Origin of the sequence: Xanthobacter versatilis, from assembly GCF_043193975.1 — a bacterium.
GTDB lineage: Bacteria > Pseudomonadota > Alphaproteobacteria > Rhizobiales > Xanthobacteraceae > Xanthobacter > Xanthobacter autotrophicus_E.
Map to the genome: position 1 here is coordinate 23809 of NZ_JBAFVB010000005.1, position 12463 is coordinate 36271.

General features: G+C 68.9%; 15 protein-coding genes and 1 riboswitch. Of the genes, 6 read left to right on the forward strand and 9 right to left on the reverse strand.

Annotated elements, in window-relative coordinates; all coding sequences use genetic code 11:
• Positions 1 to 10: 10 nt before the first annotated feature.
• The 6 genes from V5F66_RS11400 to thiO form a co-directional block, all read right to left on the reverse strand.
• Positions 11 to 760, reverse strand: coding sequence for a carbonic anhydrase (locus V5F66_RS11400; protein WP_012114256.1), 750 nt, complete (start codon positions 758 to 760; stop codon positions 11 to 13).
• A 176-nt stretch (positions 761 to 936) separates the two neighbouring features.
• Entirely contained in the window at positions 937 to 2595 is a 1659-nt protein-coding gene (locus V5F66_RS11405; RefSeq protein ID WP_394093896.1) for an FAD-dependent monooxygenase, read from the reverse strand.
• A 64-nt stretch (positions 2596 to 2659) separates the two neighbouring features.
• Entirely contained in the window at positions 2660 to 3301 is a 642-nt protein-coding gene (locus V5F66_RS11410; protein WP_394093897.1) for a thiamine phosphate synthase, read from the reverse strand.
• Positions 3302 to 3308: 7 nt separating this feature from the next.
• Entirely contained in the window at positions 3309 to 4100 is a 792-nt protein-coding gene (gene thiG, locus V5F66_RS11415) for a thiazole synthase (RefSeq protein WP_012114253.1), read from the reverse strand.
• A gap of 111 nt (positions 4101 to 4211) precedes the next feature.
• Positions 4212 to 4421, reverse strand: a complete 210-nt coding sequence (gene thiS, locus V5F66_RS11420) for a sulfur carrier protein ThiS (protein WP_012114252.1) — start codon at positions 4419 to 4421, stop codon at positions 4212 to 4214.
• 5 nt (positions 4422 to 4426) lie between these two features.
• Positions 4427 to 5632, reverse strand: coding sequence for a glycine oxidase ThiO (gene thiO / locus V5F66_RS11425; protein WP_394052348.1), 1206 nt, complete (start codon positions 5630 to 5632; stop codon positions 4427 to 4429).
• Positions 5621 to 5720: riboswitch (TPP riboswitch) on the reverse strand. It overlaps the preceding gene by 12 nt.
• Positions 5721 to 5821: 101 nt before the next feature.
• Here thiO and V5F66_RS11430 point away from each other — a divergent pair.
• The 5 genes from V5F66_RS11430 (at position 5822) to V5F66_RS11450 (ending at position 8852) form a co-directional block, all read left to right on the forward strand.
• Complete coding sequence (locus tag V5F66_RS11430) at positions 5822 to 6445, forward strand: glutathione S-transferase family protein (RefSeq protein WP_394052346.1); 624 nt, start codon at positions 5822 to 5824, stop codon at positions 6443 to 6445.
• Positions 6446 to 6528: 83 nt separating this feature from the next.
• Positions 6529 to 6969 (forward strand): NUDIX domain-containing protein, encoded by a 441-nt coding sequence (locus V5F66_RS11435; protein ID WP_012114249.1) that lies wholly within the window; start codon positions 6529 to 6531, stop codon positions 6967 to 6969.
• A gap of 199 nt (positions 6970 to 7168) precedes the next feature.
• Positions 7169 to 8140 carry a signal peptide peptidase SppA gene (gene sppA / locus V5F66_RS11440; protein ID WP_394052344.1) on the forward strand — a complete coding sequence of 324 codons (972 nt, stop codon included), beginning with the start codon at positions 7169 to 7171 and terminating at the stop codon, positions 8138 to 8140.
• A gap of 100 nt (positions 8141 to 8240) precedes the next feature.
• A complete protein-coding gene (gene ihfB, locus V5F66_RS11445; protein WP_012114247.1) occupies positions 8241 to 8525 on the forward strand; it encodes an integration host factor subunit beta in 285 nt (94 codons plus the stop codon).
• A gap of 6 nt (positions 8526 to 8531) precedes the next feature.
• On the forward strand, positions 8532 to 8852 hold the full coding sequence (locus V5F66_RS11450; RefSeq protein WP_393999447.1) for a lipopolysaccharide assembly protein LapA domain-containing protein: 321 nt from the start codon (positions 8532 to 8534) through the stop codon (positions 8850 to 8852).
• Positions 8853 to 8887: 35 nt separating this feature from the next.
• Here V5F66_RS11450 and cysW read toward each other — a convergent pair whose 3' ends face one another.
• The 3 genes from cysW to V5F66_RS11465 all read right to left on the reverse strand — a co-directional run bounded on the left by cysW (position 8888) and on the right by V5F66_RS11465 (position 11159).
• Positions 8888 to 9760 carry a sulfate ABC transporter permease subunit CysW gene (cysW, locus tag V5F66_RS11455; protein ID WP_394093898.1) on the reverse strand — a complete coding sequence of 291 codons (873 nt, stop codon included), beginning with the start codon at positions 9758 to 9760 and terminating at the stop codon, positions 8888 to 8890.
• 1 nt (position 9761) lies between these two features.
• Entirely contained in the window at positions 9762 to 10628 is an 867-nt protein-coding gene (gene cysT / locus V5F66_RS11460; RefSeq protein WP_394093899.1) for a sulfate ABC transporter permease subunit CysT, read from the reverse strand.
• Positions 10629 to 10823: 195 nt separating this feature from the next.
• Entirely contained in the window at positions 10824 to 11159 is a 336-nt protein-coding gene (locus V5F66_RS11465) for a hypothetical protein (protein ID WP_393999444.1), read from the reverse strand.
• Between the two features lie 246 nt (positions 11160 to 11405).
• Between V5F66_RS11465 and V5F66_RS11470 the strand changes: the two genes are divergently transcribed.
• Positions 11406 to 12440 carry an aspartate-semialdehyde dehydrogenase gene (locus V5F66_RS11470; RefSeq protein ID WP_012114242.1) on the forward strand — a complete coding sequence of 345 codons (1035 nt, stop codon included), beginning with the start codon at positions 11406 to 11408 and terminating at the stop codon, positions 12438 to 12440.
• Positions 12441 to 12463 lie beyond the last annotated feature (23 nt).

Here is a 12463-nt window from a genome sequence, read left to right on the forward strand (position 1 = left end):
CCCGCAGGTATCAATTGAGCCGCAACAGGAAGCGCCGGTTCACCGCCTGCAGCGGCCGCGCATTCATGGGGAAGATGGCGCGGAAGGCGGCGATGTCGGCCTCCGCCACCGAAATGGGCGTGGCGTACACGTTCCAGTCCACCACCTCCGAGCAGGGCGGCGTGGTCAGCGAGCCCTCGTAGCGATAGGTGGCCCGCTGCGCCGGCAGCAACCCGGTGGCATCGAGCGGGGCCTTGAGCGCGGTCGAGCCTTCCGCGCGGGGGGCGCTCGCCATCACCTCGGAGAAGGCGGCGTTGGTGGCGCCGGGCTTTATGAACACCCCCACCACCAGCAGGCCGCCTCCGGGCGCGTCATGAACGAAATGAGCCTCCATGGCGGTCCGCTCGCCGTTCAGGGCGTGTTCGCTCGGTGCATGGAAGTGGAACTGGCGCAGGGTGTAGGTCTTGCCGCCCATGGTGGCCGTTCCCGCATCCCCCACCACGTCGGCCTGGATGGTGTGGCCGTTGTTGACGATCTTGAAGGCGTCGGGCTTCCAGGCCAACGTCGGCCCGTCTCCGGCGGCCTGCACGGCCCCTTCCAGGTTGATGGGCGACTGCTGGCTGCCAACTGCGCAGGCCTGGAAGCCGCTTTCCAGCGACCCCCATTCCTGCGGGCCGCCGTGGCCCTCATACGTCCAGTGCACACCGGCTGCGTGCGCGGCGCTGGCACAGACCGGGCACGCGATGAGGCCCGCAAGCAAAGTACGACGTGTAACGGCCATGGCGTTTCCCCTTTTATGACATCCGAATTCCATCGGTGTGCGAAAGCTAGAGCACGAGAAGGAGGGATGAAATGGTATTGGTGCCATTTCGACGGCATATCACACTCGAAATCTTGGCCTGAAGCCGGATACGTTTCGTTGCAGCCTGAAATGGCGCCAGAAGCACCTGCGACAACCTACCCCGCTCCCGCCACCTGCCGCAGCGCAGCGACGACCTGCTCTGCATGGCCTCGCCAGGCGAGATATCCATCGGGACGAACCAGCACGGCCTCACCCGCGCCAAGCCCATAGGTGGCGGCAAAGGCCCCCGCCTCGTCCGCCACAAGGCTCACCTTGTAGGGATCGGCAAGGCTCGCCCCAGCCGGCGCGACGGCCACGACCCGGACCGGCAGGCCGCTTTCGGCCAACCTCGCACCGAGGGCCTCCGCCGCCGCAAGGGCGCCGGGCGTCTCCACCGCGACGACAACCACGAAATCCGTGCCCCGCAGCAGCTGGAACATCCTCAGCGGCGCCCCGACACCCCTCCGCCTCAGGCCCAAGGCATCCGGAGCCCGATCGCCAGCCACCGGCAGCCTATCGCCCGGCAGTCCTTCGGGCGCGGCCGCGCCGCCAACCAGAGCGGCACCGGCAAGGCCCGCATAGGACACCCGGATCTGAGTGTCGGCCAGCCGGTCGCGGGCGCCACCGGAGCCGCCGATGTTCACGCTTTCGGCGACGGTGCGGGCGATCACGTCTTCCGCCACCGGCCGGCGCTCGGCCTCGTAGCTGTCGAGGAGCGATGTGGGCGCCTTGCCCCGCATCACCAGAGCCAGCTTCCAGGCGAGGTTGTAGGCATCCTGGATGCCGGTGTTCATCCCCTGCCCGCCGGTGGGCGGATGGATGTGGCAGGCATCCCCCGCCAGGAACACCTGGCCGTCGCGATAGCGCGCCGCCAGTCGCATTGAGATGCGGAACTGGGACGACCACCGCAGGTCGTCGACGACGATCTCCCCGGGCGCGATGCGGTCGGCCACCGCCTGGATGTCCGCCAGCGACGGCCCCGGCCGCTCGGACTGGATGCCGTGGGCCTCGCCCGATCCCGCCGCAGCCAGATACTCCGGCGCCAGCATGGAGACACGGTATCGCCCGTGCTCCGGCAGCGGGATGGCGATGAACATGTCCGGCGCCGTGTCCTCACGCAGGCGCATGAGGCGCAGAGCGATGCCGCGCGCCGGCTTCAGGTCGCCCGGGAAAGCGAGATGCACGTCGCCCAGCATGAAGGGATAGGGAAAGGCATCGCCCTCGAACGGGATGCCGAGGGCGTGGCGGACGAAACTGTGGGCGCCGTCGCATCCCACCACAAAGCGGGCGTGGGCGAAATCCTCCCGCCCGTCCGGTCCGACAAGATCGAGCCGCACCTTCTCCCCCGCCTGCACGAGGCCGTTCACCGCGACACCCCGCTCCACGTCAATGCCGAAGCCGGCGAGATGCGCGGTGAGGATGCGCTCGGTCACCGGCTGGGGGATGCCGATGATGCCGTAAGGCAGGTCCGACAGGTCGGGGGCGATGGTCCGCGTCGGCGCCCCATCCACCGCGAGGCACAGCCCCTCGAACCACAGGCCGGCGTCGATCATGGCGCGAACGACGCCCATGTCCTCATAGACTTCCAGGGTCCGGGGCGTGACGCCCAGCGCGCGGCAATAGATGGACAGGGCCGCGGCCTTCTCCAGGATGCGGCAACGCACCTTGTGGCGCGCCAGCTCCGCCGCCAGCGTGATCCCCACCGGCCCGGCGCCAACCACGATCACATCCGCCGGTGTCTGCGCGGAATTCTGCCCCGAATCCTGCCGCCCCATGCCCGTCTCCCCCTTTTGCGGCAGGGTTCAGCTTTTGGCCCGCACATGCAAGGCCGCGCCAGGATCAGGCACGCGCGCTGTTCGGACCCTTGCCATCCCACGCCGCAAGCAGGGCCGAGAACTCCGCAGTCGGATCCTCCGCCCGCATCACCGAGCCCATGACGGCGAGCCCCGCGGCGCCAGCGGCGCGGCAGGCGGCGGCGTTGGCGGGCGCGACGCCCCCAAGGGTGATCACCGGGACCGGGGAGGCGGCGACGAAGCCGGCAACACCCGCCGTTCCCAGCGCCGGGCCGTAGCCGGGCTTGGAGGCGGTGAGAAAGACCGGGCTTACAGTGATGTAGTCGAGGCTGGCCCCATCGGCGGCTTGCGCCTCGGCCAAAGTGTGGACCGAGAGCCCCACCAGCGCATCGGGCCCCAGCAGCGCCCGCGCCGCGCCCGCATGGCCGCCGCCGGACAAGTGAACCCCGTCCGCCCCGGCGGCGGCGGCCAGATCGGCCGGGCCGTGCAATGTCAGGCGGGGGCGGAAGGCGCGTGTCGCCTCACGCAGATGGGCGAACAGGGCGATCTGCTCTGCCGCCGGCAGGTCCTTCTCCCGAAAGCTGATCCAGCGGCATCCGCCGACACAGGCCTCCATCGCCACCTGCGCAAGATCCCCCCGCGCCAATGTGTGGTCGGTGATCAGCAACAGCGGCGGGGCAGGCAGCACGCGGCGCTCAGCTCCCCACCAGCCCGAACTCGGGGCTGGACGCTTCCGCATGCAGCTTTTTCGGAATGCGGCCGGACAGGCGGGCGAGGCGGCCGCCCTCCACCGCATGGCGGAAGGCCGTGGCCATGCGCACCGGATCGTGCGCCTTCGACACCGCGGTGTTGAGCAGCACGGCAGAACAACCCAGCTCCATGGCCAAAGCCGCGTCGGAGGCGGTGCCGATGCCCGCATCCAGCACCACCGGCACCGGCGAGCGGGCGCAGATCAGCTCGATCATGTGCGGGTTGGCAATGCCGAGGCCGGTGCCGATCATGGAGCCCAGCGGCATCACGGTCGCAGCGCCGAGATCGGCCAGCTTCTGGCAGGTGACAGGATCGTCGTTGCAATAGGGCAGCACCACGAAGCCCCGCGACACCAGCTCCTCGGTGGCCTTCAGCAGCTCCTCCACATTGGGATAGAGCAGCTCGCGGTCGCCGATCACCTCCAGCTTCACCCAGTCCGTCTCCAACGCCTCGCGGGCCAGCTCCGCGGTGAGCACAGCGTCCTTGGCGGTCTGGCAGCCGGCGGTATTGGGCAGGATATGGACCCGGCCGGAGAGCAGGTCGGTCAGGCTCTCCTCATAGCCGGCGAGGCTGATGCGGCGGATGGAGGCGGTGGCCATCTCGGACCCCGAAGCCTCCAGCGCATCCAGAAACACCTTCTGGTTGGGATAGCCCGCCGTGCCGAGGAACAGGCGCGAGGAGAAGGTACGCCCGGCAATGACGAGCGGGTCCTTATGGGGATCGGAAAAGGCGCTCATGGTGGTGTTTCCCGGCGCCGCTTCCGGGCGCGCGTCTTGGGGTTTCGTCCCGGCGCCGTCGGGCGACGCCTGTTGTTATGGCCGGGCGGTCGCGGCCGTCAGCCGCCCTGCTCAGCCGCCCTGTTTGGCCTCGATGATCTCCACCGCGTCGCCGGCGGAAAGCGCTGCCTCGGCCCAGGTGCGGCGCGGCACCACGGCGCCGTTCACCGCAACCGCGATGCCTTTGCGCTCGGGATCGAGGCCCTTGGCGCGCAGCAGGTCGGCGACCGTTGCCGCCTGATGGTCCTCGGGCGTTCCGTTCACCTTCAGGGCGAGCGTCATCGCGCTCACTCCGCCGCCGCGCGCGGGGCAAAGCGCGCCGCGCCAAAGGGCGCCGCCACGTCCGCCATGCGGCCCGACAGGACATAATCGGCGATCACCTGCGTGGTCACCGGCAGCAGCAGGATGCCGTTGCGGTGGTGGCCGGTGGCGTAGATCAGGCCGTCCACCTCCTCGCTCGGGCCGAGGATGGGAGCATCGTCCCGGCTGCCGGGGCGAAAGCCGACCCATTGCTCGAGTATGGTCAGCTCCTCGAGCGTCGGCAGGGCGCGCCACGCATTGGTGAGCAGCGCCAGCTGCCCGCCGGCGGTGAGATCGGTGTCGAAGCCCTTCTCCTCGGTGGTGGCACCGATGATAAGGCGGCCGTCGTGGCGCGGCACGAGATAGGCCCCCGGCGCCCACAGCACATGGGTGAGGATGGGCGCGGCGGGGTCCATGCGCAGCGCCAGCATCTGGCCCTTGATGGGCCGCACCGGCAACGGCGCGGCGGGGGTGATGTCGATGCCCCGGCTCCAGGCCCCGGCGGCCAATACCACCACGTCGGCCGCATGGAGCGTATCACCCGCCACCAGGCCGGTGACGCGGCCGCCGGCCGTCTCCACCCGCGCGACGGGCGTGTGCTCGTGGATATTCACGCCGGCCTTCAGCGCCGCCACCTTGAGCGCGGCGGCCACCTTGCGGTTGTCCACCTGATGGTCCTCAAGGGTGAGGATGCCGCCGGCCAGCTTGGGCGAGAGATAGGGCTCGCGCCGCCGCACCTGCGCCGCCGTGAGCCATTCCACCGGCAGGCCAAGGGACTGCTGGAGGGCATAAAGGTGCCGCAGCCGCGCGAGATCGTCGGCTGTGAGGGCGATGGTGAGGGTGCCTTCGGTGCGCAGGTCCACGGACGAACCCGCCGCCTGCTCCAGATCGGCGGCGAACGCCGGCCAAAGGACCTGGCTGGCGCGATTGAGGGCGAGGAGAACCTCCTCCCCCGGCTCCGCCTCGGCGCAGGCGGCGAGCATGCCGGCGGCGGCGCGGCTCGCGCCCTGGCCGGTTTCCCCCGCCTCGAAGACCTCCACCGGGCAGCCCGCCTGCGCAAGCCGCCACGCAAGAGCGAGGCCGATGACCCCACCGCCCGCGATGGCGACGCGCGGGCGCGCAGATGCAGCGCCGGAAGTTGCCGAGCCGGCTGAAGAAGAACTGGACGTGAAGGTCGACAAGCTGGCGCTCATCGGCGTCTCCCTACGCTGGAATGACCCAGACAGGTTCGATGGGTGTGATCTCAGCCGCGCATGATGCGTGGCACCCCAGGCCGTCCTGGTATTATCCATGCCTGAGCCCGGATCGCAAGGCCCCAAAACCGACTCGACGCCTCCATTTGTTCTCTATACGTTCCGGTCCACCAAACGGGGAGGAGCAGCATGAAACTCTATTGGGCGCCCCACACGCGGGCCTTCCGCATCCTCTGGCTGATGGAGGAGGCTGGAGCGCCCTATGAGCGGGAGGTGGTGGATATCCGCACCGGCGCGCAGGACGATCCGGCCTTCCGCCGCATCAATCCCATGGGCAAGGTGCCGGCGCTGAGCGATGGCGATGCCCATCTCGCCGAGAGCGGCGCCATCTGCGCCTATGTGGCGGAGCAGGTGCCGGCCGCCGGCCTCGCTCCGCCCGTGGGCGATCCGCTGAGGGCGCGCTACCTCTACTGGATGTTCTTTTCCGCCGGCTGCATGGAGCCGGCCTTCCTGCAGAAACTGAAGGGCATCGAGCTGCCCAAGGTCTCCGCCGGATGGGGCAGCTTCGACCTTGTCATGGAGGTGGTGGAACAGGCGCTGAAGGACGGTCCCTATCTGCTGGGCGAGGCGTTTTCCGCCGCCGACATCATGCTGGCCATGGACCTGTGGTACGCTATCACTCTGCTGAAGGTGGTCACGCCCACGCCGCGGGTGGCAGCCTATGTGGCGCGCTGCACCGCCCGCCCCGCCTTCCACCGCGCCGAGGCCATCGAGGCGGCGGAACTGGCGGCCCGGGCGGCGGCGGCCGGATAGGCCCGCGCGCCCCCCGCAACCCTGCCCGCATGCCGCGCGCGAATCGCGAGGCGCACTGAGCCGGCTTCGGCTATGCTTGGATCATGCTTCCGCTCTTCCACTTCCTCCGGCGCCTGCGTCACGGCATGACGCTCGGGGTGCGCGTGCTCGCCGTGGACGATGCGCAGCGGGTGCTGCTGGTGCGCCATTCCTACGTGGCGGGCTGGCACCTGCCGGGGGGCGGCGTCGACGTGGGTGAGAGCGCGGAGGCGGCGGCGCGGCGGGAGCTGAAGGAAGAAGCCAATGTGGAGGCCGACGGCCCGCTCGCCTTGGCCGGCGTCTTCTTCAATCCCCGTGTGGGCGGACGCGACCACGTGGTGCTGTACCGCACGTCCGGGCTCATCATCGGGCCCCGGCCGGAGCGCAACATGGAGATCGTTGCCGCCGAGTTCTTTGCGCCCGATGCCTTGCCGCAGGACATGTCCCCCGCCACCGGGCGGCGCGTGGCCGAATGGCGCGGCGCACCGGCGGGCGACCGCTGGTGAACTTCCCGACGACGGGCGCGGGGCGCCACGCCGCGGGAACTGCTTTTCCAATGCGGGGTTCCGGTAGGGGCGCCAAGGGGCACCTTGACCACGAGTGCCTTGACCACGAGTGCCTTGCCAACCCCGGGCCACCTGCTTAAGTGCGGCCCATCGGTCCTGTCCGCCTCCGGCGGCCGGAGTGCCCTGAAGGAGCTGAGTCATGTCGCTCGACGCGGACCAGATCGTCGAACGCCGCCGCCTGCGGCGGAAGGTCACTTTCTGGCGCACCCTCGGTGTGCTCGCCGCTGTCGCCGCCCTTGCGGTGGGTGTGGCCTCCGTGGCGGGCGACGGCGTTTCGGCCTCCTCGCCCCATGTGGCGCGGGTGACCATCGGCGGCATCATCCGCAACGACCGCGCGCGGGTCGAACTCTTGGAGGAGATCGGCCGCTCGCGGGCGCGGGCGGTGATCTTGTCCATCGACAGCCCCGGCGGCACCGTCACCGGCTCCGAGCAATTGTTCGACTCTTTGCGTCGCCTTTCCGAAAAGAAGCCGGTGGTCGCCGTGGTGGAAGGCATCGCCGCATCGGGGGCCTATATCGCGGCGCTGGGTGCCGACCACATCGTGGCCCGGCGCAACGCGCTGGTGGGCTCGGTGGGCGTGATCTACCAGTATCCCAATGTCACCGAGCTGCTGAAGACCGTGGGCGTCGCCATGGAGGACATCAAGTCCTCGCCGCTCAAGGCCTCGCCCAATCCCTACACCCCCACCACGCCGGAAGCGCGGGCGGCGGTGGAGTCGCTGGTGAAGGACAGCTACGCTTGGTTCAAGGGCCTGGTGAGCGAACGGCGCAAGATGTCCGACGACAAGCTCGCCACCGTCACCGACGGGCGTGTCTTCACCGGCCATCAGGGCCTTGAACTGCAGCTGGTGGACGAGTTGGGCGACGAGCGCACCGCCCGGGCATGGCTCGCCCGCGAGAAGGGCATTCCGGAAAACCTCAAGGTCCGCAGCTGGCGCACCCGGGAGGTGGATTCGGAGTTCGGCTGGCTGCTCGGCGCGGCGCGGGGCGCGGTGGCGGCTCTGGGCTTCCCCCAGGCGGCCGAGTTCCTCACCCAGACCGCCCGGGGGGCGCTGGAGCGCGCCCAGCTTGACGGTCTTCTGGCCCTCTGGCACCCTCGCACCGACGGGTGACAAGGGCTTGAGGCTCCTGCATTAAACGCGGCAATCCGTCGCCGGAAAGCAGCCTGTCCGCCAAACCCAGCGGATCGTTCTCAAGGGACATGCGGCCATCATGATCAAGTCCGAACTCGTCCAGAAGATCGCCGAGGCCAACCCGCACCTCTACCAGCGGGACGTGGAGAACATCGTCAACGCCATCCTGGAGCAGGTGGCCTCCGCTCTCGAGCGTGGCGACCGGGTGGAACTGCGCGGCTTCGGCGCCTTCTCGGTGAAGAAGCGCGACGCCCGCGTCGGCCGCAACCCGCGCACCGGCAAGCAGGTGGACGTGAGCGAGAAGACCGTCCCTTACTTCAAGACCGGAAAAGAGATGCGCGAACGTCTCAACACCGGAAAGTAGGCGCCCGTGGCCCGTATCCTCTCCATCCTCATCGGCCTGCCGCTCTCCATCGTGGCGGTGGCCCTCGCCGTGGCGAACCGCAAGCCCGTCACCCTGTCCCTCGACCCGTTCTCGCCGGATGCGCCCGCGCTGTCGGTGACGCTGCCTTTGTTCGCGCTGGTGTTCGCCGCGCTGATCGTGGGCGTGTTGGCCGGCGGCATCGTGGTGTGGGCCCGGCAGGGTCGCTTCCGCCGCGCGGCGCGCGAAGCCAAGCGCGAGCTGAAGCGGATGACACCCGTCCAGCAGCCCTCCTCCACCGCCCTCGGCCTGCCCGCCCCGCGCGGCTGACTGTGAGGCGGCGCGCAGTCCCGTAAACGGCCGCCTCAATGCCCCGGCCGGCGGGGCGGAGCCTGCTCCTCGCGCGCGCGCTCAGCGCGTTCGATGAGATATTTCGCCACCAGGGTGAACAGCGCCACGCCCGCCAGGACGGTCGCGGCGGCGAAGGCGGCCAGCACGTGGCTGTCCTGGTACAAAAGCTCGATCTGCAGGGCCAAGGTCGAGGTCTGCCCGCGGATGTTGCCCGACACCACCGACACCGCGCCGAACTCACCCATCACCCGCGCGTTGCACAAGGCTGCGCCATAGAGCAGGGCAAAGCGCACGTTGGGCAGGGTGACCAGCCGCAGCACGTCGAAGCCGTTGGCGCCCAGGCTCACCGCCGCCTCTTCCTCGTCGCGCCCCTGCGCCATCATCAGCGGCACCAGCTCGCGCACCACGAACGGCGCGGTGACGAACATGCTGGCGAGGATGATGGCCGGCAGGGCGAACACGATCTTGATGTCGTGGGCCTGCAGGAACGGGCCGAACAGCCCCTGCCCGCCATAGACGAACAGATAGGCGACACCGGCCACGATGGGCGAGATGGAGAAGGGCAGTTCCACCACCGCCAGCAGCAGGTTGCGGCCGGGGAAGCTGAACTTGGTGACCGCCCAGGCGGCGGCGATGCCGAAGCCGACGTTCACCGGCACGCAGACGAGCGCGGTGATGATCGTGAGGCCGATGGCGTGCAGCGTGTCCGGCCGCACCAGCGCCTCGGCATAAGCGGAAAAGCCGCGCGCGAAGGCCTCGGAGAAGATGACCGCGAGCGGCGCGATGAGGGCCACCGCCGTGGTGCCGAGCACCAGGGTGAGCAGGACCGCCCGCGAGCGTGCACCATCGCCCACCCGGCGACGGTTGCGGTTGACCGGGGCCGCCATCTCAGCCCTCCCCCAGCGCGCTGCGCTGGTGCCAGGTCTGCACCGCATTCACCACCAGCAGCATAAGGAAGGCGAGCCCCAGCATGGTCACGGCGATGGCGGCGGCGGCGGCATAGTCATATTCCTCCAGCCGGATGAAGGTGAGCAGGGCCACGATCTCGGTGCGGAACGGCTGGTTGCCGGCGATGAACACCACCGCGCCGAATTCCCCCAGCGAGCGGGCGAAGGCGAGCGACGTGCCGGCGAGGAAAGCGGGAAACAGGGTCGGGAATATCACCTTGCGGAAGGTAGTGAGGTCCGAGGCGCCCAGCGTCGCCGCCGCCTCCTCCAGCTCCGGCTCCATGTCCTCCAGCACCGGCTGCACGGTGCGCACCACGAAGGGAATGGACGTGAAGGCCATGGCGCAGACGATGCCCGCCGGGGCATAGGCCACCTGGATGCCCCATTGGGCCAGCGGCGCGCCGAACCAGCCATTCTTTGCGAACAGCGTGGTGAGCGCGAGGCCCGCCACCGCCGTGGGCAGGGCGAAGGGCACGTCCACCATGGCGTCCAGCAGGCGCTTGCCGGGAAACTCGTAGCGCACCAGCACCCAGGCGAGACCCAGCCCGTAGACCGCATTGAACAGGGCGGCCGCGGCCGCCGTGGCGATGGTGATCTGGAACGAGGCAATGGTGCGTGGCGAGGTGATGATGGCGATATAGCCCCAGAACCCCACATCCGCCGCCTTCAGCAGCAGCGCCCCGATAGGCAGAAGCACGATCAGTCCGAGATAGAGCAGCGTCAGCCCCAAGGAGAGGTGGAAGCCGGGAATGACGCTGCGCGGGGCCCGGCCGGCCCCGGCCGGAAACGCGAAACGAAGGCGGGGCATGAACGCGGCCCTGTCGGCTGTGTGGCTTGGAAGAGCGCGGCACCGCCGCAATCGAACGGTGGTTATGGCGTGGCGCGCACCAAATGTCATTCCGCTACGGGAGAAAAATTATCTCACGAAAATTGAGTGTGCTTTTTGGGCACAAAAAAGGGCCGCGTTGTGCGGCCCTCTTCCCAGCCGTCCAGCCTCGACGGATCAGAAGCCCGGCAGATCGAACGGGCCGGGCAGCGGAGAACGGATGCCGCTAATGGGGCCGGTGCCGGAGGCGCCGCCGCCGTCGTAGGTCGGGTAGAACCAGCCGGGCGGCAGGGCATAGTCCAGATAGGACTTGGACCCGGGCTTCACCACGGTGCCGGCGTCCAGATAGGAGCGGCGGGTGATCTCGATGCGGCTGCGCTTCTTGACGGTGGTCTGGGCCGAGGCGTCATCCGCCGCAACGACAGAGGCGACGCCCGTCAGCGCCACCGCGGACGTCACCGCGAGCGCCAGCCGGAACGCCGCGGCGATGGTGAAGTACGGCGCGACACGCATGACATCCTCCCGAAACGGCACAGCCGCCGCCCCTGCCTGAATTAGGACACTCTTGCCCCACGTGCAAGGAAACGCAGGGGCCCAGGGCAATGTTCCCCGAACGGACGGCGCGGCGCGTTGCGCTGGCGCAACAGTTCTCCGCAAGGTCGCCGTGCGCGCTCGCGGAATCTTCAGTTTGCAAGCGCGGGCCGTTCGGCCTAAAACCCCCGTTCCGGCCAGCAGGGCCGGCAGATCCCGAGGAATATCATGGGTTACAAGGTCGCCGTCGTCGGCGCCACGGGCAACGTGGGCCGGGAGATCCTCTCGATCCTCGCCGAGCGGGGCTTTCCCGCGGACGAGGTTGTGGCGCTTGCTTCGCGCCGCTCACAGGGCGTGGAAGTCTCCTTCGGTGACAAAACCCTCAAGGTGAAGGCGCTCGAAACCTACGACTTCTCCGACACCGACATCTGCCTGATGTCGGCGGGCGGTGCCGTGTCGAAGGAATGGTCGCCGAAGATCGGCGCGCAGGGCTGCGTCGTCATCGACAATTCGTCCCAGTGGCGCATGGATCCGGACGTGCCGCTGATCGTGCCCGAGGTGAATGCGGACGCCATCGTCGACTTCACCAAGAAGAACATCATCGCCAATCCCAACTGCTCCACGGCGCAGTTGGTGGTGGCGCTGAAGCCGCTGCACGATGCTGCCACCATCAAGCGCGTGGTGGTTTCCACCTACCAGTCCGTCTCCGGCGCCGGCAAGGACGCCATGGACGAGCTGTTCACCCAGACCCGGGCGATCTTCGTCTCCGATCCGGTGGAGCCGAAGAAGTTCCCCAAGCGCATCGCCTTCAACCTCATTCCCCAGATCGACGTCTTCCTCGACGACGGCTCGACCAAGGAAGAGTGGAAGATGGTGGCCGAGACTAAGAAGATCCTCGATCCGAAGATCAAGCTCACGGCCACCTGCGTGCGCGTACCGGTGTTCATCTCCCACTCGGAATCGGTGAACGTCGAGTTCGAGAAGGAGCTGTCCGCCGAGGACGCGCGCAAGATCCTGCGCGAGGCCCCGGGCATCCTGGTCATCGACACCCGCGAGCCGGGCGGCTACGCCACCCCGCACGAGGCCGCCGGCGAGGACGCCACCTTCATCTCGCGCCTGCGCGATGACCCGACCGTGGACAACGCCATCAACTTCTGGTGCGTGTCCGATAACCTGCGCAAGGGCGCAGCCCTCAACGCGGTGCAGATCGCCGAGGTGCTGGTGAACCGCAAGCTCATCACTGCCCGCAGCAAGGCGGCCTGAGGGCGCCTGCGCTTTCCCTGAAG